Here is a 25064-nt window from a genome sequence, read left to right as displayed (position 1 = left end):
GTGGCTGGTGCCGTTCACCGACGGTTACAGCTGGGGCTGGTACCTGGTGTCCTTCTTGAGCCTGCCGTTGCTGGCGTCCCTGGTCACCGGGCTGGTGGTGTACAAGCGCTTCTGGAAAGGCTTCTTGCGCCCAACCTTACGCATTCGCCATGGCGCGCGGATTTTCTGGGGCGACTTTCATCGTCTCAGTGGCATCTGGTCGATCTGGTTCATTGCGGTGATTTCCGTCACCAGCACCTGGTTTCTGATTCAAGCTTTCATGTTCGATAACCAGATCACGATTTCCACCGCGCCGGCGGCACAGGTGGTTCCGCGCGAAAGTGTGCCGGTCATCAACGATGGCTCGCCGGCACGGATGATCAGCCTCGAAACCGCGATTGCCCAGGCCAAGGAGCGCATTCCCGGTCTGAAAGACCACTTCGTCAGCCTGCCCGCCAATGCTTACAGCTACTTGTCGGTGGGTGGACGCAGTTGGTATCCACTGATGTACCAGACCGCCGACATCAACCCGTACACCGGCGACGTTGCCACCACGCGCCTGCTGTTGGACCGCACCAAGCTGGAGCTAGTCACCGAGTCCATGCGTCCATTGCACACCGGTGATTTCGGCGGCATCTGGATCAAACTGATCTGGTTCTTCTTCGGCCTGGTCCTGAGCATGATGGTCCTCGGCGGCTTGCTGATCTGGACCAAACGCACCGCCCTCGCCACGGTCAACGCCCTCCAGCGCAGCCACAAACAGCCACGGGTGCAGGCCGCGACGCAGGTCAGCCAATGAACGCGCACGCCAAGCAAACATCGGACTCGACGCTGCACCGCTTCTGGCTCAAATGGCCCTTCCACCTCAATGTACTGCTGTTGTTGGTGCCGCTTGGGTTCATGCCCAAATACTTCGCTGACGCGGCGCTGTTTCGCGGCGATACCGGGGTGGGTGAGCGAGAGATTGGAGAAGTCCAGGTCGGCCCGTGGAGCCTGCGTCTGGCCGAGCTGCACAACGAGGCCCCCACACTCGACGGACCGGCCGGCCACATGAAGAACTTCACCGCCGCGCTGTGCGAGCGCTGCCGCGATCAGGTCAAGGCGACTTACCTGCGCATCGGCAAACCGCGCAGCCTGCGGGCCGCCGGGGTGATTTTCTTCGGCACGCCGCACCGCATGGGCGCCATGGTGCCGATCCCGGAAAAGACCAGGGCTGACGCCGAGCTGTGGATCACCATGGAAGGCTGGGACGGCGCGATGCACCAGGCCGCCCTGCCCCTGAGCCAGGCATCGCCGGCCACCTTCGCGTGGCTGAACCAACAAGGAGGTAAACCTTGATCAGCGTTTTGCGCCCGTTCCAAACCGTGTTGCTGGTGCTCTGCGTCGGTTTCAGCGCCAGCGCGCTGGCGCACAACCCGATGTGCAAGTGCAAAGCCGTCGATGCCGAACAGATCAAATGCACCGGCGGTTTCTCCGACGGCAGTGGCGCGCCGGGCGTGACCCTGGACGTGATCGGATACGACGAAACCATTCTGGTGCCGGGCAAGCTCGGCGCCGATTCCACGTTGACCTTCAAGAAACCCGGCGCGGAATTTTATGTGCTGTTCGACGCCGGTCCCGGCGACGTCGTCGAGATCGACCAAGCGGACATCGAAACCCCATGAGCACGTAGAGACGGCGCCGAATGGAGGTGAGGAGCGGCACGGAGAAGACAGTTACTCTCACAAGGGGATTTGTGTGGATTTCAGGCCGATTGTAGCGGCATGGTCAACTCAACCCGCAGCCCGTCTGGCTGGCTGTCAAAACGCAATGTACAGCCGCAACGCTGGACAATCGCCTGAACAATCGCCAGCCCCAACCCGCAACCGGTGCTCTGGCCATTGCGCCAGAAGCGTTGGGTCAGGTGTTGCAGATCGTCTTCGGCAATCCCCGGGCCATGATCGCGAACCAGAAAACACACACGATTGCCGGTGGTTTCCAGGCTCAACTCTACGACACCATCGCCCGGAGTGTGACGCAAGGCGTTGTCCAGCAGGTTGCGCAACGCGGCAATCGACAACACGGCGGGCATTTGTACCGGTGCATGGGAGAATTGGTTTGGCATTTGCAGCTTGATTCGCTGCCGATCCCCGCTGGCGGCGTCCTGAATGGCCAGTTTCGCCACTTGCTCAGCGCTGCACTGTACGCCGTCATCGAACGACAGGCTGCCCTCGACCCGCGCCAGTAACAGCAGTTGCTCAAGCGTCCGGTGCATACGGTCGGCGCCCTCTTCGGCCCGGGCCAGGGACTGATCCCGCGCCGCGCCGTCGGTCATACGCGCCACTTGCAGGTGGGTCTTGATCGCGGTCAGCGGGCTGCGCAGTTCGTGCGCCGCATCACCGGTCAGACGGCGCTCGCGCTCGATGGTCTTGCCGATGCGCTGGAGCAGTTGGTTCTGGGTATCCAGCAGCGGTTGCAGCTCGCTGGGTAGCGGCTGGATCTGCAACGGCTCGAGAGAATCGGCGCTGCGCCGCATCAGCGCATCGCGCATTCGGTTGAGAGGTGCCAAGCCTTGGCCGATGCCCAGCCACAGCAAGCACAGGCAACCGAGCAACGCCACGCCGACCGGCACCGACGCCGCCAGCAGGATCGACATGTTCAGCGCCTCGCGCTCGATTTGCCGGTCGGCGGTGGTGATGCGCAGATCGCCTCGGGCCAGGGTGAAACTGCGCCACGGCGCGCCGTCGATCATTTGGTCATGAAAGCCCATTTTCTCGGCTTCCAGGGTTTGCTGCGGATCGGTGTGACTGCGAGCGAGGATTTCGCCACGCAATGAACTGACCTGACAGGCCATGCCGCCGGGGATATTCAATTGTTCGGCGCTGAAATGGGTGCCCTCGCCCTTGGTCGGCAGTGCCGGCAACTGCTCCAGCAGCCCGGCGACCATCCGCGCCGAAGCCACCAGCCGCTGGTCGAGGGAAAACATCATTTGATTACGCAGGTCGCTGAGCATCCAGGCTGCCGCCAAGGCCCAGATAAAGGCAAAAGCGGCGCCGAGGGTCAGGCTCAGGCGTAAACGCAGGCTCATCACTTCGAGGGATCTCCGCCATCAGCCGGCCCCAGGCGATAGCCCAGGCCGCGCACGGTTTCGACGATGCCGTTACCGAGTTTGCGCCGCAGGTGATGGATGTGGACGTTGAGGGCGTTGCTTTCCAGTTCGTCGTTGAAACCGTAGACGCTGTCCTTGAGTTGCTCGGTGGAGAGCACGCGCCCGCGGTTATGCAGCAAGGCCTGCAACAACGCCTGCTCGCGGCGCGACAGGTCCACCGGTTGTCCGCCGAGCAGGGTTTCGCGACTGCTGGGGTCGTACGTCAGGGCACCATGTTCGATCAGGTTGACGCTGCGCCCGGCTACCCGGCGCAGCAACGTGTGCAGGCGCGCAGCAAGTTCACGCAAATCGAACGGTTTGAGCAGGTAGTCATCAGCGCCGGCCTGCAGGCCATCGACGCGATCCGTCACTGAATCCCGTGCGGTGAGAATCAACACCGGAATCTCCAGACCGTTGTGCCGCAGTTGCTGTAGCAGTTTCAGACCGTCTTCGTCGGGAAGACCGAGGTCGAGCACCATGACGTCGAATTCAGCGACCTTGAGCATCGCGCGCGCAGACGAAGCGGTGGCGACGTGCTCTACCGTCAGGCCTTGAGCGGAGAGGCCGGCAACAATGCCGCTGGCGATCAGCTCATCGTCTTCACAAACCAGTACGTGCATGGGCGCTCCATGAGCAAAAACGCTATTCAAGCAGTTGAGGATTAAGGCGCAATTATGGCAAGTGCGGTGGCTGAGGAACAGCGCCGCGTTCTGCCACCCTCATTAGTTGAGCCCGCTAGACCAACTTAGTTGCAAAGCGAAACAAACAACCGCAAATAAACATACTAATAAATAATCAAAAAACGATAAGCTCCACCCCACAGCAAACCTTAAACATTCAAAACTTAAAACAATGAAGACTTCCCACTTGAAAAATCAAAAAGTCTTCCAATCACTGAAAGGAATCAGTACATGACTGAATTAAAAAATTTTGCAACTGTTGACTGGCGCTCCGGAAAAGACGGCATTCACTTCTTCTTTAAAGACATCAATAAATACTCCCGGCACAGCATCGATGATGGCAAAGTTGGCGAAGGATACCCAAGCGCTATATCGCAAGGTAACTGGGGCGACTTCCATTCTCATGCAAAAAACTTGCGCTTCGGCTTCACTACCACGGACCTGCCCGGTGAAACTGAAGGCTTTGACTCTGACACCTCATGGTTATTTTTTTACAAGGACAATGCTCCGACCGTCTGTAAATACAATCAAGACAGTGACAAAGTTAGTTATATCAAGCCGGTAAAAGATTCAGTATGGGCTCCTCTACTCCCCTATTTTGACCGTATTATCGCTGGAACGTGGTGGGATCTGGTCGGCAAATCGTTCGTATTTAAATTTATCCTGCGTGACGGCAATCACATCACTTTTGATTTCAAGAAAAAACATCTACACGAGGCAGCCATTTCCCGCACTGCATGGAACGGACTCAACCCCTATCTAGATCGAATTATTACTGGCGCACAAAAAGACCGAACATTTGCAGACAACTACTTCTACATCTTCCTGACCAACAACCAATACCTTATTTATAACTTGCAGCTTAATACCGTGCAATCTGGTCCTCACGCGGTCAATGACACGACGTGGCCGGGCTTGCAGCGCGACTGAAGATTCACGGGCGCGCGGTTAATCATTGGTTAATCGCCGCCTCCCATTGTGCACCTCACCTGCACAGGGATAAGGCTTACCCATGCGTCGTCTGTTTCTATTTTTCGTCCTCTTGATCTCGGGTCTGGCCCAGGCAGGGACCAATCCGTTCGACACAAAACCTGAATTTCTACCGGTAGAAAAGGCGTTCGCCTTCACGTCTGAACGCCTTGAATCGGGTGAAACACAGCTCTATTGGCAGATCACCGATGGTTATTACCTTTATCAGAAACGCCTGAAATTCGATGGGTTGCCTGCTGAACTCCATCCCGTCTTGCCAGAAGGCGAAGCACACAGCGACGAGTTCTTCGGCGAACAACAGGTTTATCGCCAAGGTCTGGAACTGAAAGTCCCGGCCGGCGCGACCGGTCAGATCAAGGTGGGCTTCCAGGGCTGCGCCGATGCCGGTTTGTGTTATCCGCCGCAGACGCAGGTCGTGGATTTGGGCGGTATCGCGCCGATTGCTGCAGACGAAGCACCGGATCAAGCCTTGGCCAGCGACCTGCAACAACGGGCGCTGGGCTGGAGTTTGCTGGTGTTTTTTGGCCTGGGTCTGCTGCTCGCGTTCACGCCTTGTTCGTTGCCAATGCTGCCAATTCTGGCCGGCTTGGTTGTTGGCAGCGGTGCCACGCCTAAACGTGGATTTGCCCTGGCGGGCAGCTACGTGGTGAGCATGGCGCTGGTGTACGCGGCGATGGGCGTTTTGGCCGCGTTGCTCGGTGCGAACTTGCAAGCGCTGCTGCAAAACCCGTGGCTGCTGGGCAGTTTCGCGGCGGTGTTTGTGTTGTTGGCATTGCCGATGTTCGGTTTCTTCGAGCTGCAATTACCGGTAGCCGTACGCGACCGTCTGGAAAACGTGTCGCGCAATCAGCGTGGTGGCAGTCTGGTCGGCGCTGGTGCCCTGGGCGCCTTGTCCGGTTTGCTGGTGGGTCCGTGCATGACCGCGCCGTTGGCCGGAGCCCTGCTCTACATCGCGCAAAGTGGTAATGCGCTGCATGGCGGGCTGATTCTGTTCGCCATGGGCATTGGCATTGGTGTGCCGCTGCTGTTACTGGTGACGATCGGCAACCGCTTCCTGCCCAAACCCGGCGCCTGGATGAACCTGCTCAAAGGCATCTTCGGTTTCCTGTTCCTCGCCACCGCGTTACTGATGTTGCGTACGGTGCTGAATGAGTCGCTATGGATCGGTTTATGTGGCGCGTTGCTGTTGATTGCTGCTTACAGTGCCTGGCGCCAGTCCAGCGGTTTTGGTCGAACAGCACACGTGTTCGGTGCCAGTTCATGGCTGCTGGGTTTGTGGGGCAGCCTGCTGGTGATCGGCGCCGCAGGTGGCAGCGACGACTTGTTTCAGCCACTGCAGGTCTATCGCGGTTCAAATATAGCCAGTGCCGCCGCTCCGGTCGGCCACGACGCCTTCATCACGATCAAAGACCCGCTAGCGCTGCAACGGGAACTGGACGCGGCCAAGGCTCAGGGCCAGTGGGTGCTGCTGGATTACTACGCCGACTGGTGCGTCTCATGCAAAGTCATGGAAAAACAGGTCTTCGGCAAAGCCAAGGTAATGCAAGCGTTGAGCGATGTGCGCTTGCTCCGGCTGGATGTCACCGCCGACAATGCCGCCAGCCGCGAACTGCTCGGCCGTTATAAAGTGCCGGGACCACCGAGTTTTCTGTGGATCGGCGCCGACGGCGAAGAGCGTCGCAGCCAGCGCATCACCGGCGAGGTCGATGCCGACACCTTCCTGCAACGCTGGACCACAACCCGAGACGCCCGTTAATGCTGACTTTCACCCTCGGCACCTTTGCCATTGCGCTTAATCATCTGCTGCTGATCAGCGCCCTGGCGCTGGCGACGTTTATCGGCTGGCGGGTGGCCAAGCGGGGTGGCGAGAACCCCGAGTCGGTGCTGTTCAGCCTGTTCCTGATGGGCATGCTGGCAGCCCGGGTCAGCTTCGCGGCTGTTTACTGGGCGCACTATCGCAACGATCCGTGGCAAATCATCGACCTGCGCGACGGTGGCTTTCTTGCCTGGCCTGGGGTGATCGTGTTGCTGCTCGCGGCGCTATATCGCGGCTGGCGTCGTCCGGGTTTACGTCGGCCTCTGGGGTTCGGCGTGGGTAGCGGTCTGGCGTTCTGGCTACTGGCGACCATCTCCTTGAGCATTTACGAACAAGGCACGCGCCTGCCGGAAATCACCTTGCGCAATGCCGCCGGTGAAACCGTGCAATTGGCCGATTATCAGGGTGGCCCGCTGGTGATCAATCTCTGGGCCACCTGGTGCCCGCCGTGCCGGCGGGAAATGCCGGTACTGGAAAATGCCCAGCAACACCGGCCAGACCTGACTTTCCTGTTCGTCAATCAGGCCGAAAGCATGCAAAGCGTCGCCACCTTCCTCGAAACCCAGGGCCTGAGCCTGACCAACGTACTGTTCGATGGCGGCGGTCGATTGGGTCAAGCCGTGGGTTCGATGGCGTTGCCGACTACGCTGTTCTATAGCAATGACGGTCGTCTGCTGGGCAGCCACTTGGGCGAACTCTCGGAAGCCAGCCTGGCCCGCGCCCTGGAAAACTTCGCCGCCCCTCCTTCTGCCGCACCGTCCACCTCTTCAAGGAAACTGCCATGCCCCGCCTCCGCCACCTGCTGACGCTAACCCTGGGCGCCGCCCTGCTGCACCTGCCGTCGGTACAGGCCGCTGAAGAACTACCTGACGCGATCAAGAAGATCGAAGCCAAGGGCGCGAAAATCGTCGGCCAGTTCGATGCACCCGACGGCTTGCGCGGTTATGCAGCGCAATACCAGAATCGTGGCATGGCGCTGTACCTGACCCCGGATGGCAAACATGTATTGCTCGGCAACCTCTACGATGCCGACGGCAAAGACCTGACCACCGCACCGTTGCAGAAGCTGGTTTATGCGCCAATGGCCAAGGAAGTCTGGGGCAAGATGGAAGCCAGCAATTGGATCGCGGATGGCAAAAAAGATGCCCCGCGTGTGGTGTATCTGTTCAGCGATCCGAACTGCCCTTACTGCAACGTGTTCTGGGAACAGGCACGGCCATGGGTGAAGGCCGGCAAGGTGCAATTGCGGCACATCATGGTCGGGATCATTCGTGAAGACAGTCCGGGCAAATCGGCTGCATTGCTGGTGGCCAAAGACCCGAGTAAAGCGCTGGAAGAACACGAAAAGGCTGGTAAGGAGAGTTCGCTCAAAGCCCTCAAGGACGTGCCGCCGGCGATTCAGCTGAAACTGGCGGCGAACATGCAGTTGATGCAAGACCTGGAGTTGCAGGCAACCCCGGCAATTTTCTACATGGATGACAAGGGCGAACTGCAACAGCAGCAAGGCGCGCCTTCGCCGGACAAATTAGCGAAGATTCTGGGGCCGAAGTAGGCCTTGCCGGCGCTTTCAGCTATCGGGCACCGGCACCACGGCAATTTTGTACGGATCAAAAATCTGCAGCATCTGCCCGTTATCGCGCAATCCTTGCAGCAACTTGCCGAACGCCTCACCACTGATGGGCGCGGCGGGACGCAAGATGGCGTAGTGGTGATAGACCTGATCGATGCGCTGGGACACCAGCAGTTGGTCGCCGACTTTCTCATTGCGCAGCAGGTAATCGCTCAGGTAGGAGCGCGTCACCAGGGCAATGTCCGCTCGACCGCGCAGCACCATCAACAAGTTGCTGTCGTGGGAATAGGTCAGCGCAGCGTTGTAGTTTTGCGCGAGGAATTTCGAGTCGGCATTGAAGTTGGCGAATTCGTAGTGATAACCGCTGAACAGGGCCAGTCGCTTGCCGGCAAGGTCGGCAAAGTAGTTTTGCTGGCGGTCCGGCAGGCGTTGCGCGACAAAGATCTCGGCGTCTTCCAGGCCCATGTCGACGCTGGAATGCGGGATGTCTTGCCAGCCCCAGTTCGGGTTTTCAAAAATCGCCATGTCGACCCGGCCCTGCTTAAAATCACCAAAGCGCCGGGGAATGGAGGTGGGCACCAGGACAAACCGATAGTCGCTTTGCAGGCGATTTAACGCCTCGACCAATTGTGGCAGCAGACCCGTGTCGACACCGGATTCCGGGCGGATGGTATAGGGCGGAAAATGGGCGGCACCTACCCGGACCGTTTGCGTAGCGTGGGACGGCAATCCCCATAGCGTCGTAAGCGATGCCAGCAATAGCCGCGAAGCCGTCCTGATTGGCGAAGACATCAAAACAACCCACTCCTTGAAAAAATACGCATCAATGCATTCAAGCCAGGTGGTTTAGGCCACTTAGCCAGTTCCCTTGGACCGGCACAACCTTACTGCCTTTCTTCCAGTACGAGAATCAAGGCTTCATCGGCCAATTGATCGAGGCTCATGCTGCCGCCTGCGCGAAACCAGGTGGTGGTCCAGGACAACGCGCCCGTCAGGAAGCGGCGTGTGATGAATACATCGCCGCGAATAAAACCCGCCTCTTTGGCCTCACCCAACACCTGCAGCCAGATGTCTTCATAAATATCACGCAGTGCCAGCACCTGCACCTGCCCGTCTTCGGACAACGAGCGCCATTCATACACCAGCACCGCCATGGCTTCGCCGCGCCCCCCCATGATCGACTGCAATTCGCAGCGAATCAGCGCCAGCACACGTTCGCGCACATTGTTGGCCTCGGCGAGGGCTGCCCGCATCAATGCCATGTTGTAGCGGATGGTCTCTTCCATCACCGCGCGCAGGATTTCGTCCTTGCTTTTGAAGTGATGAAAAATACTGCCTGACTGGATGCCCACGGCGCCCGCCAGATCGCGTACGGTGGTGCGCTCAAAACCTTTATTGCGGAACAGGTGAGCCGCCACTTGCAGCAATTTGCCGCGGGCGCTGTCCGGGTCGGTCAATTGGCCGTTGTCGACCAATTCGCGCATGACCCTCAGGGCTTTTTGCTCGTCCACCCGTTCTCTCCTACAGTCGATCAATCAAAGACGCCGCTCGCCGCTAAAACAGCGGGGGTGCGCGGGCAATTTAAGCTGGCGACGACCACCTAGCAAGCGCTCGGGCAGAAGATATTTCAGGCATTTACAAACCAAGCGCTTGCTTGGTAGTCTCGATTCACTTCAGTGGGAGGTGGCTATGGAGTTGACTGTGCCTAAAACGATTCGCATCGGCTGCGCCAGCGCCTTCTGGGGCGACACCTCGACCGCCGCTGCACAACTGGTGGAAGGCGGGCGTCTGGATTATCTGGTCTTCGACTATCTGGCCGAGATCACCCTGTCGATCATGGCCGGCGCGAGGATGAAAGACCCACAGGCCGGCTATGCGGGCGACTTCATCGAAGTCCTCAGCCCTTTGTTGGGGCAACTCGCGGAACAGAAGATCCGCGTCATCAGCAACGCCGGAGGCGTCAACCCATTGGCCTGCGCCGCCGCCCTGCAATCGGCCTGCGACAAGGCCGGGGTGGCGCTGAAAATCGCGGTATTGCTGGGTGATGATCTGCAACCGCAGTTCAAACAGCTGAGCAGCCTTGGCCTCCATGAAATGTTCAGCGGTGCACCCTTGCCGCCTATATGCGTCTCGACCAACGCCTACCTCGGCGCGCCAGGTATCGTCGAAGCCCTGCGCTTGGGCGCGGACATCGTCATCACCGGGCGCGTGGTCGACAGCGCCGTGGTCAGCGCTGCGCTGGTGCATGAATTCGGCTGGTCCTGGCACGACTACGACAATCTGGCACAGGCCGCGCTCGCTGGACACATCATCGAATGCGGCGCCCAATGTACCGGTGGCAATTTTACCGACTGGCGCCAGATCCCCGATTACGAACACATCGGCTTCCCTATTGTCGAGGTCAGCGCCGACAGCCAGTTCATCGTCAGCAAACCTGAAGGCTCCGGCGGCCTGGTCACGCCACTGACTGTCGGCGAGCAGATGCTGTATGAAATTGGCGACCCGCGGGCTTACCTGCTGCCCGATGTGGTCTGCGATTTCACTCAAGTCAAACTTCAGCAACAAGGTAAAAACGCGGTTCAGGTGCACGGCGCCAAAGGCCTGCCGCCGACCGATCAATACAAAGTCAGCGCGACGTATCTGGACGGTTTTCGCTGCACCGCCAGCTGCCTGATCGCGGGAATCGATGCGGTCGACAAGGCGCGGCGGGTCAGCGAAGCGATTATCAACAAGACCTCGGAGATCTTCAGCCAGCGCGGCTGGGCGCCGTACAGCGAAGTGAACATTGAACTGCTGGGCAGCGAGGCCACGTACGGCCCCCATGGCCAGCGTCAGGACAGCCGCGAAGTGGTGATCAAACTTGCCGTGCGCCACCCGAGCAAACAAGCCTTGATCGTGTTCTCCCGGGAAATTGCCCAAGCCGCAACGGGCATGGCGCCGGGGCTGACCGGGATCGTCGGCGGACGGCCGACGGTGTATCCGCTGATCCGGCTGTTTTCCTTCCTTATCGACAAAACCGCCTGCACGCTGGACATTAATTTCAACGGCCAGCGTCACGCTTGCGCCCTGCCCGCCGTCGATGTGCTCGACCCGGATGACTTGCCTGTCCCGTTCGACCCATCGCAGCCCACAGACCGCGCCGACGCCAGCGTGGCCCTGATTAAACTCGCGGTCGCCCGCTCTGGCGACAAGGGCAATCACAGCAACATCGGCGTCATCGCCCGCGAGCCCGAGTATCTGCCATGGATCGCCGAAGCGCTGACGCCGGAGGTCATGGTCGACTGGATGAGCCACGTCCTCGACCCCATCCACGGGCGCGTCGAACGCTGGTATTTGCCCGGCACCCAGAGCCTTAATTTTCTACTGGAAAACGCCCTCGGCGGCGGTGGCGTGGCCAGCCTGCGGATCGACCCGCAAGGCAAAGCCTTCGCCCAGCAGCTGCTGGAAATCCAGATTCCGGTGCCTCAGCGCATCGCCGACCAAGTCAACTAGAGGACTGTCGCCATGGCTTACGATTCGATTTTCAAAGCCGATTTGTTTGCAGGCCAAACCATCATTATCACCGGTGGCGGCAGCGGAATCGGCCGGTGTACCGCACATGAATTGGCGGCGCTCGGCGCGCATGTGCTGCTGGTAGGACGCAAGGCGGACAAGTTGAAAGGCGTCGCCATAGAGATTGCCGAAGATGGAGGCAAAGCTAATTGGGCCGTCTGCGATATTCGCGAGGAAGAAGCGGTCAAGCACCTGATCAGCGAGCTGATTCGCAAACACGGGCCGATACACGGGCTGGTCAACAATGCCGGCGGACAATTCCCTTCGCCACTGGCTTCGATCAATCAGAAGGGTTTCGAAACCGTGGTGCGCACCAATCTGGTGGGTGGTTTCCTGATGGCACGGGAAGTGTTCAATCAATCCATGAGCAAGCACGGCGGCGCCATCGTCAACATGCTCGCCGACATGTGGGGCGGCATGCCCGGCATGGGGCATTCGGGCGCGGCGCGTTCGGGAATGGATAACCTGACCAAGACCGCCGCCTTCGAATGGGGTTACGCCGGAGTGCGGGTCAATGCGGTAGCGCCAGGCTGGGTTGCATCCAGCGGCATGGACACTTACGAAGGCGCCTTCAAAGCGGTGATTCCAACCTTGCGCGAACACGTGCCGCTCAAACGCATCGGCACCGAATCGGAAGTCAGCGCCGCGATTGTGTTCCTGCTCAGCCCGGCAGCGGCGTTTGTCAGCGGCAGTACCTTGCGTATCGACGGCGCCGCCAGCCTTGGAGGACGCGCCTGGCCGATCCACAAGGCTACGAACAGTGAGTCGTATAACGGTTTTCACCGCGCGTACTTACCAGAAGTGCTCCAGGACAAGGAATAAGCCATGCCGGTGATTCAGTCGCAAGTGGACCCGTTCAGCGCGCAGTTCTCCCAGAACCGCGCAGCGATGCTGGCCGTGATCGAACACGTCCGCCAGCTCGAACAAAACCTGTTGAACAAGGCGGCCGAAGCCAAGCCAAAATTCGACAAGCGCGGGCAACTGCTGCCGCGCGAGCGCCTCAACCTGCTGCTTGACCCCGGCGCGCCGTTCCTCGAACTGGCGAGCCTGGCCGGCTACAAGCTGCACGACGATAAGGACGGCAGCGCGGCCGGTGGCGGTTTGATCGCCGGGATCGGTTACGTGTCCGGCGTGCGGGTGCTGGTGGTGGCGAACAACAGCGCGATCAAGGGCGGCACCATTTCCCCCAGTGGATTGAAAAAATCCCTGCGCCTGCAACAGATCGCCATGGAGAACAAACTGCCGGTGATCACCCTCGCCGAAAGCGGCGGCGCCAACCTGAATTACGCCGCAGACATTTTCGTCGAAGGCGCGCGCAGCTTTGCCAATCAGGCGCGGATGTCGGCCATGGGTCTGCCGCAGATTACCGTGGTGCATGGTTCAGCCACTGCGGGTGGCGCTTATCAGCCGGGACTGTCGGATTACGTGGTGGTCGTGCGCGGCAAGGCCAAGCTGTTTCTCGCCGGCCCGCCACTGCTCAAGGCGGCGACCGGTGAAGTCGCCACCGACGAAGAATTGGGCGGCGCCGAGATGCATGCGCAAACCGCTGGCACCGCCGAGTACCTGGCCGAGAACGATGCCGACGGTGTGCGCCAGGTGCGCGAGATTGTCAGCCTGTTGCCCTGGAACGATCAGTTGCCCTGGCGCCCCGAACGGCGCTGGGAAGAACCGCTCTACCCCATCGACGAACTGCTGGGCTTGATCCCGGATGACCCGAAAAAACCCTATGACGTGCGCGACATCATTGCCCGTATCGCCGACGGTTCGAACTTCCTCGAATTCAAAGGCGAGTTCGATCAGCAGACCGTTTGCGGCCAACTGAAAATTCAGGGGCGTGCCTGCGGCTTCATCGGCAACAACGGCCCGATCACGCCCAAGGGCGCCAGCAAGGCCGCGCAGTTCATCCAGCTCTGTGACCAGAGTCAAACGCCATTGCTGTTTTTCCACAACACCACCGGGTTCATGGTCGGCACCGAGTCGGAACAACAAGGCGTGATCAAACACGGCGCGAAGATGATTCAAGCGGTGGCGAATGCTCGGGTGCCGAAACTGACGATTGTCGTCGGCGGCTCCTATGGCGCTGGCAACTACGCCATGTGCGGCCGCGGCCTTGATCCACGCTTCATCTTCGCCTGGCCCAACAGTCGAACGGCTGTGATGGGCGGTGCCCAGGCCGGCAAGGTGCTGCGGATCGTCACCGAAGCCAAACAGCTCAAGGACGGTCTGGTGCCGGACCCCAAAATGCTCGACATGCTCGAACAGGTCACCGCGCAAAAACTCGACAGTCAGTCCACAGCTCTTTATGGCAGTGCCAATCTGTGGGACGACGGGCTGATCGATCCGCGGGACACTCGGACGTTGCTCGGCTACTTGCTGGATATCTGTCACGAGGCCGAGGTGCGGCCACTGCAAACCAACAGCTTTGGCGTCGCCAGGTTCTGATCGCGGATTACAGGAGAACAATAACAAATGATCTTTACTCAGGAACACGAAGCACTACGCCGCACCATCCGCCAATTCGTCGATCACGAGATCAACCCTCACGTGGAAGAGTGGGAAAAGGCCGGTCGTTTTCCGATCCACGAGATCTTCCGCAAGGCCGGCGACCTCGGGCTGCTCGGGATTTCCAAACCGGAAAAATTCGGCGGAATGGGGCTCGACTACAGCTACTCCATTGTCGCGGCCGAAGAGTTCGGCACCATCCATTGCGGCGGGATTCCGATGTCTATCGGCGTGCAGACTGACATGTGCACCCCGGCGCTGGCGCGGTTCGGCTCCGATGAGTTGCGCGACGAGTTTCTGCGCCCGGCCATCACCGGTGAACAAGTCGGCTGCATCGGCGTCTCCGAAGTCGGTGCCGGCTCCGACGTCGCCGGGCTGAAAACCACCGCCCGCAAGGACGGCGACGACTACGTGATCAACGGCAGCAAGATGTGGATCACCAACTCGCCCAGCGCCGATTTCATCTGCCTGCTGGCCAACACCTCGGACGACAAACCGCACATCAACAAGTCGCTGATCATGGTGCCGATGAACACGCCAGGTATCAGCCTCAGTTCGCACCTGGACAAGCTCGGCATGCGCAGCTCGGAAACTGCCCAAGTGTTTTTCGACAACGTGCGCGTGCCGCAGCGCAACCGCATCGGCCATGAAGGCGCCGGGTTCATGATGCAAATGCTGCAATTCCAGGAGGAACGCCTGTTCGGTGCGGCGAACATGATCAAGGGCCTTGAGTACTGCGTCGACAGCACCATCGAGTACTGCAAAGAGCGTAAAACGTTCGGCAATGCGCTGATCGACAACCAGGTGATCCACTTCCGTCTGGCGGAGCTGCAAACCGAAATCGAATGCCTGCGGGCGCTGGTCTATCAGGCCACCGAGCAATACATCAAAGGCCAGGACGTCACCCGCCTGGCCTCCATGGCCAAACTCAAGGCCGGACGCCTGGGCCGTGAAGTCAGCGACAGCTGCCTGCAATATTGGGGCGGCATGGGTTTCATGTGGGACAACCCGGTCGCCCGCGCTTACCGCGATGTGCGGCTGGTGTCGATTGGCGGCGGTGCCGACGAAATCATGCTGGGGATCATCTGCAAACTCATGGGCATCCTGCCGGGGAAAAAGAAATGAGCACTCTGCCCGATTGCCAGACGCTGCTGTTGGAGGCGCATAACGGCGTGTTGCACATCACCCTCAATCGCCCGGAAAGCCGCAATGCCATGAGCCTGCACATGGTCGCCGAACTGCGCAGGGTATTCGCGGCGGTGCGCGATGATCGAGCGGTTCGGGCATTGGTGATCGGCGGTGCCGGTGGGCATTTCTGTGCCGGTGGCGACATCAAGGACATGGCCAACGCACGCGCTCAAGGCCCCAGCGCCTATCGCGAGTTGAACCGGGCGTTCGGTGCGTTGTTGCAAGAGGTGCAACACGCGCCACAAGTGGTGATCACGGTGCTGCAAGGTGCGGTGTTGGGCGGTGGCCTGGGGCTGGCTTGTGTCAGCGATGTCGCCCTGGCCGATCACCTGGCGCAGTTCGGCTTGCCGGAAACCAGCCTCGGATTGCTGCCCGCGCAAATAGCGCCGTTTGTGGTGCAGCGCATTGGTCTGACCCAAGCCCGGCGCCTGGCGCTGACCGCCGCACGTTTCGACGGTACACAGGCGCGGCGGATGGGCCTGGTGCATTTTGTCGAGCATGACGCACAGGCGCTGGCCGAGCGCCTTGATGAAATCCTCGCCCATGTGCTGTGCTGCGCGCCGGGTGCCAATGCGACGACCAAAAAACTGCTGCTGGCGAGTGCCGGACAACCGTCGGATGCGTTGCTGGATGACGCGGCGCAGTGGTTCAGCGAAGCGGTGACCGGGGCTGAAGGTGTCGAAGGGACCATGGCTTTTGTGCAAAAAAGAAAACCGGGGTGGGCGCCTTAAAAGCATCGCGAGCAGGCTCGCTCCCACAGGGGATCTTCAGCGTACACAGATCCAATGTAGGAGCGAGCCTGCTCGCGAAGAGGCCATCACATTCACCGCAAAACTCAAGGGAACAGCCCATGCCCGGACTCAGAAAAATCCTGATCGCCAACCGTGGTGAAATCGCCTGCCGTATCCAGCGCACGGCTCAAGCGCTGGGTTATCGCACGGTTGCCGTGTTCAGCGATGCCGACGCCGATGCCCTGCATGTGCGAATGGCCGACGAAGCCGTCAACATCGGCCCGGCCCCGGTGCAGCAGTCTTATCTGAATATCCCGGCCATCATCGACGCCGCCCGGTGCACCGGTGCTGATGCAATCCACCCCGGCTACGGCTTCCTCTCGGAAAACGCCAGCTTCGCCCTTGCCTGCCGTGACGCTGGTATTACCTTCATTGGGCCCAGCCCCGAAGCCATCGAGTTGATGGGCAGCAAGCGTCTGTCGAAAATTGCCATGATCGAGGCTGGCGTGCCGTGTGTCAGAGGCTATCAAGGTGCCGAACAGGACGACACAACCCTGAGCCGCGAAGCCGAACGCATTGGTTATCCGTTAATGATCAAGGCCAGCGCTGGTGGCGGCGGACGCGGCATGCGCCTGGTGCATGACGCCACTCAATTGCTAGAACAACTGCGCACCGCACGCTCCGAAGCGCAGCATGGTTTTGGCAGCAGCGAACTGATCCTTGAACAAGCCTTGATCGACCCGCGCCATGTCGAAATTCAGCTGTTTGGCGATCAGCACGGCAACCTGATCTACCTTGGCGAACGCGACTGTTCGATCCAGCGACGCCATCAAAAAGTCATCGAAGAAGCCCCCTGCCCGGTGATGAGTCGTGAGTTGCGTCAGGCCATGGGCGAGGCCGCGCTCAAGGCGGGTCGGGCAGTGAATTACGTCGGCGCAGGCACAGTGGAGTTTCTGCTGGACGCGCGCGGACAGTTCTACTTTCTGGAGATGAACACCCGGCTGCAAGTGGAACACCCGGTGACAGAACTAATCACTGGGCTGGACCTGGTGGCCTGGCAATTACTCGTCGCCGAAGGGCAACCGCTACCGCTACGACAAGACCAAGTGCAACTCAACGGGCATGCCATGGAAGTGCGCCTGTACGCCGAAGACCCGACCCACGATTTTCTACCGCAAACCGGTCAGGTCACCGCTTGGGAACCCGCGTTGACGGGCGGCGTACGGATCGATCACGGCCTGATTGAAGGCCAGGACATCAGCCCGTTCTATGACCCGATGCTGGGCAAGATCATCGCCCACGGTGCAACCCGCGAAGAAGCTCGGCGCAAGTTGCTGCGGGCGGTGCAGGACAGCGTGCTGCTGGGCGTGCAAAGCAATCAGCGCTTGCTTGCCAGTCTGCTGCAACACCCGCAGTTCATCAGTGGCGAGTTCAGCACCGGGTTCATCCCGACCTGCTTCGCTGACGATCCGTGTTTACAGGCCCACGTCCCGAGTACCGCCGAACTGGCCATCGCTGCGGCGCTGCTCTATCAAGCGTCGGCACAGATTCACCCGGGACCACTGGCCGGATGGCGCAACAATGCCAGCGTGCCCTTGCACTATCGCATCGGCCTGAATGATCAGGACTGGCCGGTGGAACTGAACGCCTCGCCTGACGGGGCGTTGCGAATTCGAGTGGCCGAGCAATATCTCCAATTGAAGATCATCCGCTGCGACGGGCGCTGGGCAACGCTGGACATCGATGGCATCCACCAGCGTCATGCCTATCACATCGAGGCCGGGCACCTCTGGTTGTTCGCCGGCCCCGGCAGTTTGAAGCTGGTGGACCGGACCCGGGCGCTGGTCTGCAGTCAAGCCTGCGTCAGTACCGGCACACTCAAGGCGCCCATGGACGGCGCCATCGTCGACGTGCTGGTCACCGAGGGCAGCCCGGTCAGCAAAGGCCAACTGTTGGTGGTGCTCGAAGCCATGAAAATGGAGCACCCGCTCAAATCCGGCATCGACGGGGTACTCAAGCGTTTGCAGGTGCGGGTCGGCGATCAGGTAAAAAATCGCCAGATTTTGTTGGAGGTCGAATAAGCCGCTAGGCGGATCCCTCGGGTTTGGCTACGCTCATGTCCTATCAGGACGCGGATACCAGGAACCATGCAATGCCTCACTGGCTGGTGATAGATCTGGAAGCCACCACCGATGAGGGTGGCTGGCCAGTAACGGAAATGGAAATCATCGAAATCGGTGCCACCCTGGTGGACCGCAAAGGTCGCGAACTGGACCACTTCCAGCGTTTCGTACGACCGTTGCGTCGGCCGTTGCTGACACCGTTTTGCCGGGAGCTGACTCACATCACCCAAGGCAATATCGATACCGCGCAATCTTTGACCGAGGTTTGGCCGTCATTCGAGCGTTGGCTGGGCCACCATCATTCACGACTGGAAGGTTGGGCGAGCTGGGGCGACTACGACCGCAAACAGTTGGTTCAGGAATGGGAGCGCCTACAACTCGACAGCGCCCTGAGCCGGGTGCCACACATGAACCTCAAGCAGCGCTTTGCCAAGGCCAGACGGCTGGAACGTCCGCTGGGGCTCAATGGCGCCTTGCAACTGGCAGGCATGCAGTTCGCCGGCCAGCAACACCGGGCGCTGGAAGATGCGCGCAATACCGCACGCTTGTTGCCACTGATTCTTCCCACCTAGAGAGGTGACGGCGTTCGAGGCCTTGTGCATACTGGCCGGCCCTTTTCAGCCCTTTTCGAGGAATCGCCCATGTTTAAAGTCAACGAGTACTTCGACGGCACCGTCAAGTCGATAGCCTTTGGCACCGCTGAAGGTCCTGCGACCATTGGCGTCATGGCTCCGGGTGAATACGAGTTCGGCACCAGCCAACGTGAAATCATGCACGTGGTCAGCGGCGCCCTGACCGTCAAGCTGCCTGACAGCAGCGACTGGGAAACCTTCGCTGCCGGTAGCCAGTTCAACGTGCCTGCCAACAGCAAGTTTCAGCTGAAAGTGGCCGTCGAAACCGCTTACCTGTGTGAATACCGCGGCTAAACCCGAGGGTTCACAGCGAAAAAAAAATGCCCGTGTCTTTGGACACGGGCATTTTTCATTCAGGGGCTTTTAATCGAGAATCGTCACTGGCATCCCGACTTCGAGACGACCGTTGCTGTCGTTGACCAGGTTCTGGCCGAACATCGCGCCGTCGGCCTGTGAACGGTATTTCTGCAACGTGGCCAGCGGTTCGCGATCAACGCTGCGTAAACCGGTTTGCGGGTCGATGGTGGTCAGAATGCAGCGTGAACAGGACTTGACCACCCGGAACTCGACATCGCCGATGCGGATACGCTTCCAGCCATCTTCGGCGTAGGCTTCGCTGCCTTCAATCACCAGGTTCGGTCGAAAGCGCAGCATTTCCAGGGGCCTCCCGACCTTTTGCGACAAGTCCTCCAGGGACGCCTGCCCGATCAGCAATAACGGATAGCCATCGGCAAATGCCACCTGATCGTCGTCCTTGCCGTAACCCGCCTCCGTCATGCGCGCACGATCAAGCGGAACTTGGACCAGGCGAGTCGGTTTGCCAATGAAAGCGCTGACCCAGGCCCCTGCCTCGTCACCGGCATCCGGTACCCGCAAGGTGTCGCGCCAGATGGTCACGCCACGTAGTTCAGCGCTGCTTGAGGGCAAAGTGATATCGATCGGCGAACGGCCTGGGGCACTGAGGGTCAAGCCGCCACTGGCATTCCACAACGCCGACAGTTGGCTCATTGACGCCACCGCGCGCTGGGTCAGAAAGCGCCCGCTGGCCTCGTCCACCAGCATCCAGCGTCGATCACCGTCCAGCCCCAGCTTGTCGAGCCCGACTTGCTGCAAGATTTCACCCTTGCCGGATTTCAACGGATAACGGTAAAGCGCGCTCAGACGCAACATGGCCAGATCCCTGGTAGGCAAAAAGGCCACCCTATACGAGCTTGCTCACCGAATCAAAGGCTGACATGCCTGCCAGCCTGCCGCCCCGTGATCAGGCTGGCACTTCGTCGAGCATCAGGCGCTGGCGCACCACGTCGACGAGTTTGTCCGGCTGGAATTTTGAGAGGAAGTTGTCACAGCCGACTTTCTTCACCATCGAATCGTTGAAGCTGCCCGACAGCGACGTGTGCAGAACCACGTAAAGGCCACGCAGACGCGGGTCATTACGAATTTCGGTGGTCAGTCGATAACCGTCCATTTCCGGCATTTCTGCATCGGTGAACACCATCAGCAGTTTGTCGGTCATGGACACACCCGTATCCGCCCAAGCCTTGAGCATGTTCAGCGCCTTCAGGCCGTCGCTGGCAATGTGCATTTTCACGCCCAGTTGACCCAAGGTGTCACGCAATTGCGACAAGGCTACGTTGGAGTCGTCGACCAGCAGCACCTCCCGGCCACGGGCGCGTTCCAGTATGGGATCGTCGAGTTTTTCGCGGGAGACCTTGGCGCTGTAGGGCACGATTTCGGCCAGGACTTTCTCGACGTCGATGATTTCCACCAACTGGTCATCGACCTTGCTGATCGCCGTGAGGTAATGCTGGCGACCGGCGCTGGTCGGCGGCGGCAGAATGGCTTCCCAGTTCATATTGACGATGCGGTCCACACCCCCGACCAGAAACGCCTGCACCGAACGGTTGTACTCCGTGACGATGATCGTGCTGGTCGGACTCGGCACCAGCGGGCGCATGCCGATGGCCTGGGACAGGTCAATCACAGGCAACGTCTGGCCACGCAGGTTGACCACACCGCAGACGAACGGATGGCGCTGCGGCATCAGTGTCAGCTTGGGCAGTTGCAGCACTTCCTGCACTTTAAACACGTTGATCGCGAACAATTGCCGACCGGCCAGACGAAACATGAGAATTTCCAGGCGATTCTCACCCACAAGTTGCGTACGTTGGTCTACCGTATCGAGAATGCCGGCCATTAATGACTCCTGGGCTTGTTCTGATGAATTCACTAAAGGGAGTTATCGGCTGTTATTGCCAGATCTTGACCCTGAGACAAAATGCCACGACCGAGCATTGATGCCATATTAACATCATGCTTTACTGCATCCGTGATTCATCTACTCAACTCCCAGCGGCCCGACCACAGCTCGCACGTTAAGTTCCCTTGCCTAAGGGATTCCCCTAGTAACAATCAGGCCCAACCTGATATTCGCAATATCCAATAGCCATTAATGTGACGCCATTCTCATTGCGTGACGGAGTCAGGCTTTTGTGTGCGATCGCAGGAAAGTGGCCATCCACCCTCTTAAGTTCCCCAGCCTGCTGGAGCGCGATCTCATGCAGGCATGGCAGCGTCGAGACGTTGGACGTCCTCATCGACATACGCGACATTCCCTCATTTGACATGACGTTGTGGAGGTAAGCATGCCGAACAAACCCAAGCAGTGGGCTCAGCGTCTACCGGAGTTTCTTGTCGAGGCAGAAACCCTTCTGGCCAAATCGGAGGAGTGCCTGAGCCACCTGCAATTGATCAGCAATGACAAGGACGCAATCGATTGCATGCTCAGCAGTCTGCTCAAATTGGCGAGCCGGGCCGATGCCTTGGCACTGGAAGCCGTGTCCGTGTTTTCTCTGCATATTCATGGTTTGCTGAACCACACACACCACCGGATTGACCTGCACGATCAAGCACTGGGGGCACTGAAGGAATGCTTCACGTTGATGGCCTGGCAGCTCGAACTCATCGATCAAACCACCGGTCAACTCAGCCTGGACGACACTGAGCAAACTTCTTTGATCGAAGCCTTTGCGTTCCAGGTCGGACTCAGTCCATTTCAATTACCCGCGAATTCCAAACCGTTTACGCTCGTTTCCTATTCGGAACGGCAAGCTTGAAATAGTCAGACAATCTTGTCTTGTTGGCCGAGTGACGCTCTATAACCGAATGTGCTCATGTCGCAATTGAATATTTCATACCCGCCAGCGACAGTTCGCGATTAATCGCCCCCTTCCGTTAAACATTTTCCATTGTGGAACTTGCGTTTGACCGGCCTATTCCTGATGGTATGGGCAAATATACCGAGCGCGACCAACGGTATCTTAAGTGGTATTATGCCGACCATTCGTTGACGCCAATTAATGGCCAGGTGACATCAACTGAGAGCAGCCCGATAAAACTGCACTCTGCTCAAGACGAGCCACTATAGATTTTCAGACAGAGACCCGTCAGCCCTATGGCCGGTCTGCCCGCAGCGAACATTCATTGGCTCCATCCGCTATGTACGCCAGCCTCAAGCCAGTCATCCTCTGGTCACCTTCCCAGAAAAACGCGCGACGTTTCACGTTGTTGCTGTGCACCTGTTCGGCCCTTGGCAGCCTATTGGTCTTCTCTCTGTCCGCCCCCCTTCCGCTGAGCGTGCTAGTGCTCAATATCGCAGCGTTGGCCTGCGTCTGGGTGCAACATCGCCTCTCGAGCACGTCGATAAAATTTGAGCCGCAGGAGCTGGCGGACCGACTGTTGGAAGTTCAGGAAAATGAACGTCATCGTCTAAGCAGAGAATTGCACGACGATATTGGCCAGTTGCTGACAGCCGCAAAACTTCAAAGTGCATGGCTCAAACGTCGGATGCCTGAAGAAATGCAAGGCCAGTGCTCAGTGCTCTGCGACACACTGGAAGAAACCCTGACCAAAGTACGTGACGTCTCGGCCATCCTTAATCCCAGGCAATTGGCGAGCCTCGGACTGGAAGCCAGTCTGCGTGCGCATCTGCTCAAAACCCTGGCCAATACATCAATGCACTGGAGCCTGGAATGCCATCAACGCTTGACCGGTATACCGGAGGAAATGGCGGTGGCAGCGTTTCGAATTACCCAGGAAGCAGTGACCAATATTCTGCGTCACGCTGAAGCGAAAAATCTGCTGGTCCGCCTGCAACGTACGCCCCAAGGTCTGGCACTGTCGATCAGCGACGACGGGCTGGGTTTCGCACCTGCGGTCGACCCCAGTCGAGAAGGACAGCGGGGGATGGCCGGGATGCAGGAACGGATTGATCAGTTGGGCGGGACCTTGGCCGTGACCAGCGAGCCGGGCAAAGGCACTCAAATCGAAGCACTCTTCCCCTGGGCGCCCCGTGCGCTCGAACGGGCCAGTACGAATAAGGTTTTACATTGACTTGTAACTTGCTTCTGGTAGATGACCACTCGCTTATCAGGGCAGGCGTGCGCGCCCTGGTGCTGGATATTCCCGGCTACGCAGTCGTTGGCGAGGCCGATGATGGCTCGCAGTTACTCGAGATGGTCGAGAAGCTTTCACCTGACATTATTTTGCTGGATATCTCCATGAAGGTGACCGGCGGCCTTGAAGCCATGCAGCGACTCAAGCGGGTGCGCCCGCAAAGCAAGGTGCTGATCCTGTCGATGCACACCGATCCAGCACTCATCATGCAAGCGCTTGAGTCCGGCGCTCATGGTTATTTACTCAAAGACACCACGGCCACCGAGCTGGAACATGCCCTGAATGCCTTGCGCAATAACGAACGCTACTTGAGCCCTGCCATCGCCCACACAGTCATCAATCAAGCGTTGATCCGCAACCAGAAACAGCAGCCGCAATTGCCCGACACACATAACCTGACGGCACGCCAACTGGAAATCCTGCGACTGATTGTTCGCGGAAAATCCACCCGGGAAATCGCCAATGGCCTGGACCTCAGCATCAAGACTGTTGAAACCCACCGCTCGCAGATCATGAAACGCCTGCAGATCTACGACGTGGCTGGTCTGGTCCTGTTTGCCGTACGCGAACAGATCATCAGTCTGGATGATTAACCGATAGCGATGCACTCAACAGCGGTGAGTTCTCCGGCAAATGCACAAGCAATGCCGCGGCACGCGCAGAAAAACGCAGGCTATCGCCCTCCAGAGGTTCGCCATCAAGGTTAATGTGCAGACCTTCCGAGACCTTGATCTCGACCCAGGGTAAACGGGCGCGCACAAACATGTTGTCGATGCCAAAACCATCGGCAAGCAGGTTTTTCAAGGTTCCGACCACTTCCTGAGGGGCCGGTAAAATGCTGATGTCCAGCAGACCATCGTCAACCAGCGCCTGCGGACATAGCACATGCCCACCTCCCGCCTGCCGACCGTTGCCGATACCGAGGGCCAGTAGCTCGCCGCGCCAATAAAAGTCCGGCCCCTGCAATTCGCCAAAAGCCGCGTGCAACTCGCTGAAGCGTGAAAGACCGGTAAACAGATAGGCGGCACCGCCCAGGACTTTCTTCAGGTCTTCTGACGTATTGGCCGTGACTTGACTGCCGAAACCGCCTGTGGCCATGTTAAGAAAAACTTGCCCGCCCACTTCTCCCAGATCGACAGGATGCGGGGCAACATCCAGAAGCTCCAGTGCCAGAGCCGGCGCCAGAGGCACGCCAGCAGCGCGAGCAAAATCGTTGGCGGTGCCCAATGGCATCAAGACCAGGCTGGCCCGATTCGGGTACGCCGCCAAGGCCTCGGCAATATCGCGCAACGTGCCATCGCCGCCACCGGCAATCAGATGCGTATAACCTGCCCTCAGCGCTTCCTCCACCCACCGCTGCGCGTCCCCCGCCTCCCAGGTCAGTCGGACGGCCAGTTCCCAGCCCTGCTTGCGCTTACCCTCAACGGCTGAGCGGACCTCCTCATTGAGTGCCTGCTTGCCATGCAGAATCAACAGCGCCTTGCGCTCACTCATTGTTGTAGCTCCTGATTGGAATTCATTCAGGAGATGTTGACCTCACTGCCCCCTATAAAGGTCGCAAGGCGTTGAGGTTTTTCGAGGCGTGCAGGTTTACGGTCCTACAGGGCGGGAAGTTTTCTTACGATATGTGAGGAATCGGCTCAATTGACCGACCGGGGCGATTGGTACACCTTGATGTCAGCGGTTATCTGTCATCAACAGCAAAGACACAGGGATGTG

General features: G+C 59.1%; 25 protein-coding genes. 18 read left to right on the top strand and 7 right to left on the bottom strand.

What is annotated here, in order from left to right:
- Positions 1 to 7: 7 nt before the first annotated feature.
- The 3 genes from AC3ISI_RS08370 to AC3ISI_RS08360 are packed head-to-tail and all read left to right on the top strand — an operon-like array spanning position 8 to position 1643.
- Complete coding sequence (locus AC3ISI_RS08370) at positions 8 to 778, top strand: PepSY-associated TM helix domain-containing protein (RefSeq protein ID WP_489336363.1); 771 nt, start codon at positions 8 to 10, stop codon at positions 776 to 778.
- Positions 775 to 1317, top strand: a complete 543-nt coding sequence (locus AC3ISI_RS08365) for a thiamine pyrophosphate-binding protein (RefSeq protein WP_489336362.1) — start codon at positions 775 to 777, stop codon at positions 1315 to 1317. Before AC3ISI_RS08370 ends, AC3ISI_RS08365 begins: the two co-directional genes overlap by 4 nt.
- Positions 1314 to 1643 (top strand): hypothetical protein, encoded by a 330-nt coding sequence (locus AC3ISI_RS08360; protein ID WP_489336361.1) that lies wholly within the window; start codon positions 1314 to 1316, stop codon positions 1641 to 1643. The genes AC3ISI_RS08365 and AC3ISI_RS08360 overlap by 4 nt, the downstream gene beginning before the upstream one ends.
- Before the next feature lie 80 nt (positions 1644 to 1723).
- On the opposite strand, the gene AC3ISI_RS08355 is transcribed toward AC3ISI_RS08360, so the two are convergent.
- Together AC3ISI_RS08355 and AC3ISI_RS08350 are read right to left on the bottom strand one after the other, a co-directional pair.
- Positions 1724 to 3049 (bottom strand): ATP-binding protein, encoded by a 1326-nt coding sequence (locus tag AC3ISI_RS08355; RefSeq protein WP_489336360.1) that lies wholly within the window; start codon positions 3047 to 3049, stop codon positions 1724 to 1726.
- Positions 3046 to 3726 carry a response regulator gene (locus AC3ISI_RS08350; RefSeq protein WP_489336359.1) on the bottom strand — a complete coding sequence of 227 codons (681 nt, stop codon included), beginning with the start codon at positions 3724 to 3726 and terminating at the stop codon, positions 3046 to 3048. The genes AC3ISI_RS08355 and AC3ISI_RS08350 overlap by 4 nt, the downstream gene beginning before the upstream one ends.
- A gap of 291 nt (positions 3727 to 4017) precedes the next feature.
- Between AC3ISI_RS08350 and AC3ISI_RS08345 the strand changes: the two genes are divergently transcribed.
- From AC3ISI_RS08345 to dsbG, 4 genes are all read left to right on the top strand, one after another.
- Positions 4018 to 4716 carry a hypothetical protein gene (locus tag AC3ISI_RS08345; RefSeq protein WP_489336357.1) on the top strand — a complete coding sequence of 233 codons (699 nt, stop codon included), beginning with the start codon at positions 4018 to 4020 and terminating at the stop codon, positions 4714 to 4716.
- 82 nt (positions 4717 to 4798) lie between these two features.
- Complete coding sequence (gene dsbD, locus AC3ISI_RS08340; RefSeq protein ID WP_489336355.1) at positions 4799 to 6532, top strand: protein-disulfide reductase DsbD; 1734 nt, start codon at positions 4799 to 4801, stop codon at positions 6530 to 6532.
- Positions 6532 to 7398, top strand: a complete 867-nt coding sequence (locus AC3ISI_RS08335) for a TlpA family protein disulfide reductase (RefSeq protein ID WP_489336354.1) — start codon at positions 6532 to 6534, stop codon at positions 7396 to 7398. Before dsbD ends, AC3ISI_RS08335 begins: the two co-directional genes overlap by 1 nt.
- Positions 7374 to 8144, top strand: coding sequence for a thiol:disulfide interchange protein DsbG (gene dsbG / locus AC3ISI_RS08330; protein ID WP_489336352.1), 771 nt, complete (start codon positions 7374 to 7376; stop codon positions 8142 to 8144). Before AC3ISI_RS08335 ends, dsbG begins: the two co-directional genes overlap by 25 nt.
- A 15-nt stretch (positions 8145 to 8159) precedes the next feature.
- On the opposite strand, the gene AC3ISI_RS08325 is transcribed toward dsbG, so the two are convergent.
- Positions 8160 to 8954 carry a substrate-binding periplasmic protein gene (locus AC3ISI_RS08325; protein ID WP_489336351.1) on the bottom strand — a complete coding sequence of 265 codons (795 nt, stop codon included), beginning with the start codon at positions 8952 to 8954 and terminating at the stop codon, positions 8160 to 8162.
- Positions 8955 to 9046: 92 nt separating this feature from the next.
- Positions 9047 to 9673 carry a TetR/AcrR family transcriptional regulator gene (locus tag AC3ISI_RS08320; protein WP_489336350.1) on the bottom strand — a complete coding sequence of 209 codons (627 nt, stop codon included), beginning with the start codon at positions 9671 to 9673 and terminating at the stop codon, positions 9047 to 9049.
- A 190-nt stretch (positions 9674 to 9863) separates the two neighbouring features.
- On the opposite strand from AC3ISI_RS08320, the gene AC3ISI_RS08315 reads away from it, so the two are divergent.
- The 8 genes from AC3ISI_RS08315 to ppnP all read left to right on the top strand — a co-directional run bounded on the left by AC3ISI_RS08315 (position 9864) and on the right by ppnP (position 19184).
- Positions 9864 to 11654: an acyclic terpene utilization AtuA family protein gene (locus AC3ISI_RS08315; RefSeq protein ID WP_489336349.1), complete on the top strand. Its 1791-nt coding sequence runs from the start codon at positions 9864 to 9866 to the stop codon at positions 11652 to 11654.
- Between the two features lie 12 nt (positions 11655 to 11666).
- The gene (locus tag AC3ISI_RS08310) at positions 11667 to 12536 is read left to right on the top strand and encodes an SDR family oxidoreductase (protein WP_489336348.1); all 870 of its coding nucleotides are present in this window, start codon (positions 11667 to 11669) and stop codon (positions 12534 to 12536) included.
- 3 nt (positions 12537 to 12539) lie between these two features.
- Complete coding sequence (gene atuC / locus AC3ISI_RS08305) at positions 12540 to 14156, top strand: geranyl-CoA carboxylase subunit beta (RefSeq protein ID WP_489336347.1); 1617 nt, start codon at positions 12540 to 12542, stop codon at positions 14154 to 14156.
- A gap of 27 nt (positions 14157 to 14183) precedes the next feature.
- Complete coding sequence (gene atuD, locus AC3ISI_RS08300; protein WP_489336346.1) at positions 14184 to 15341, top strand: citronellyl-CoA dehydrogenase; 1158 nt, start codon at positions 14184 to 14186, stop codon at positions 15339 to 15341.
- A complete protein-coding gene (locus tag AC3ISI_RS08295; RefSeq protein WP_489336345.1) occupies positions 15338 to 16135 on the top strand; it encodes an enoyl-CoA hydratase/isomerase family protein in 798 nt (265 codons plus the stop codon). The genes atuD and AC3ISI_RS08295 overlap by 4 nt, the downstream gene beginning before the upstream one ends.
- Positions 16136 to 16254: 119 nt before the next feature.
- The gene (locus tag AC3ISI_RS08290) at positions 16255 to 18216 is read left to right on the top strand and encodes an acetyl/propionyl/methylcrotonyl-CoA carboxylase subunit alpha (protein ID WP_489336343.1); all 1962 of its coding nucleotides are present in this window, start codon (positions 16255 to 16257) and stop codon (positions 18214 to 18216) included.
- A 71-nt stretch (positions 18217 to 18287) separates the two neighbouring features.
- Complete coding sequence (locus AC3ISI_RS08285; RefSeq protein ID WP_489336342.1) at positions 18288 to 18830, top strand: 3'-5' exonuclease; 543 nt, start codon at positions 18288 to 18290, stop codon at positions 18828 to 18830.
- A 69-nt stretch (positions 18831 to 18899) separates the two neighbouring features.
- A complete protein-coding gene (gene ppnP, locus AC3ISI_RS08280; RefSeq protein ID WP_129394873.1) occupies positions 18900 to 19184 on the top strand; it encodes a pyrimidine/purine nucleoside phosphorylase in 285 nt (94 codons plus the stop codon).
- A 69-nt stretch (positions 19185 to 19253) separates the two neighbouring features.
- On the opposite strand, the gene AC3ISI_RS08275 is transcribed toward ppnP, so the two are convergent.
- Positions 19254 to 20060, bottom strand: a complete 807-nt coding sequence (locus AC3ISI_RS08275) for an MOSC domain-containing protein (RefSeq protein ID WP_489336339.1) — start codon at positions 20058 to 20060, stop codon at positions 19254 to 19256.
- A 91-nt stretch (positions 20061 to 20151) separates the two neighbouring features.
- Complete coding sequence (locus AC3ISI_RS08270; protein ID WP_223519261.1) at positions 20152 to 21087, bottom strand: chemotaxis protein CheV; 936 nt, start codon at positions 21085 to 21087, stop codon at positions 20152 to 20154.
- A gap of 448 nt (positions 21088 to 21535) precedes the next feature.
- Between AC3ISI_RS08270 and AC3ISI_RS08265 the strand changes: the two genes are divergently transcribed.
- The 3 genes from AC3ISI_RS08265 (at position 21536) to AC3ISI_RS08255 (ending at position 23938) form a co-directional block, all read left to right on the top strand.
- Positions 21536 to 22006 (top strand): hypothetical protein, encoded by a 471-nt coding sequence (locus AC3ISI_RS08265; protein ID WP_489336338.1) that lies wholly within the window; start codon positions 21536 to 21538, stop codon positions 22004 to 22006.
- A 382-nt stretch (positions 22007 to 22388) separates the two neighbouring features.
- Entirely contained in the window at positions 22389 to 23282 is an 894-nt protein-coding gene (locus AC3ISI_RS08260; RefSeq protein WP_489337666.1) for a sensor histidine kinase, read from the top strand.
- Complete coding sequence (locus tag AC3ISI_RS08255) at positions 23279 to 23938, top strand: response regulator (RefSeq protein ID WP_489336336.1); 660 nt, start codon at positions 23279 to 23281, stop codon at positions 23936 to 23938. The genes AC3ISI_RS08260 and AC3ISI_RS08255 overlap by 4 nt, the downstream gene beginning before the upstream one ends.
- Here the strand turns inward: AC3ISI_RS08255 and yegS are convergent.
- On the bottom strand, positions 23922 to 24839 hold the full coding sequence (gene yegS, locus AC3ISI_RS08250; protein WP_489336335.1) for a lipid kinase YegS: 918 nt from the start codon (positions 24837 to 24839) through the stop codon (positions 23922 to 23924). The genes AC3ISI_RS08255 and yegS overlap by 17 nt on opposite strands.
- Positions 24840 to 25064: the final 225 nt, after the last annotated feature.

It is taken from the genome of Pseudomonas sp. GL_139_B, assembly GCF_057834475.1.
Note: the sequence above shows the minus strand (reverse complement) of the source record. Positions and strands in the feature narration are given on the sequence as shown.

Coding starts and splice junctions, on each gene's coding strand:
- AC3ISI_RS08290 (WP_489336343.1), top strand. CDS start 16,255: ATGCCCGGACTCAGAAAAATCCTGATCGCCAACCGTGGTGAAATCGCC.
- AC3ISI_RS08310 (WP_489336348.1), top strand. CDS start 11,667: ATGGCTTACGATTCGATTTTCAAAGCCGATTTGTTTGCAGGCCAAACC.
- AC3ISI_RS08365 (WP_489336362.1), top strand. CDS start 775: ATGAACGCGCACGCCAAGCAAACATCGGACTCGACGCTGCACCGCTTC.
- AC3ISI_RS08335 (WP_489336354.1), top strand. CDS start 6,532: ATGCTGACTTTCACCCTCGGCACCTTTGCCATTGCGCTTAATCATCTG.
- AC3ISI_RS08270 (WP_223519261.1), bottom strand. CDS start 21,087: ATGGCCGGCATTCTCGATACGGTAGACCAACGTACGCAACTTGTGGGT.
- yegS (WP_489336335.1), bottom strand. CDS start 24,839: ATGAGTGAGCGCAAGGCGCTGTTGATTCTGCATGGCAAGCAGGCACTC.
- AC3ISI_RS08275 (WP_489336339.1), bottom strand. CDS start 20,060: ATGTTGCGTCTGAGCGCGCTTTACCGTTATCCGTTGAAATCCGGCAAG.
- AC3ISI_RS08325 (WP_489336351.1), bottom strand. CDS start 8,954: ATGTCTTCGCCAATCAGGACGGCTTCGCGGCTATTGCTGGCATCGCTT.
- AC3ISI_RS08285 (WP_489336342.1), top strand. CDS start 18,288: ATGCCTCACTGGCTGGTGATAGATCTGGAAGCCACCACCGATGAGGGT.
- ppnP (WP_129394873.1), top strand. CDS start 18,900: ATGTTTAAAGTCAACGAGTACTTCGACGGCACCGTCAAGTCGATAGCC.
- dsbD (WP_489336355.1), top strand. CDS start 4,799: ATGCGTCGTCTGTTTCTATTTTTCGTCCTCTTGATCTCGGGTCTGGCC.
- AC3ISI_RS08345 (WP_489336357.1), top strand. CDS start 4,018: ATGACTGAATTAAAAAATTTTGCAACTGTTGACTGGCGCTCCGGAAAA.
- dsbG (WP_489336352.1), top strand. CDS start 7,374: ATGCCCCGCCTCCGCCACCTGCTGACGCTAACCCTGGGCGCCGCCCTG.
- atuC (WP_489336347.1), top strand. CDS start 12,540: ATGCCGGTGATTCAGTCGCAAGTGGACCCGTTCAGCGCGCAGTTCTCC.
- AC3ISI_RS08295 (WP_489336345.1), top strand. CDS start 15,338: ATGAGCACTCTGCCCGATTGCCAGACGCTGCTGTTGGAGGCGCATAAC.
- AC3ISI_RS08265 (WP_489336338.1), top strand. CDS start 21,536: ATGCCGAACAAACCCAAGCAGTGGGCTCAGCGTCTACCGGAGTTTCTT.
- atuD (WP_489336346.1), top strand. CDS start 14,184: ATGATCTTTACTCAGGAACACGAAGCACTACGCCGCACCATCCGCCAA.
- AC3ISI_RS08260 (WP_489337666.1), top strand. CDS start 22,389: ATGTACGCCAGCCTCAAGCCAGTCATCCTCTGGTCACCTTCCCAGAAA.
- AC3ISI_RS08350 (WP_489336359.1), bottom strand. CDS start 3,726: ATGCACGTACTGGTTTGTGAAGACGATGAGCTGATCGCCAGCGGCATT.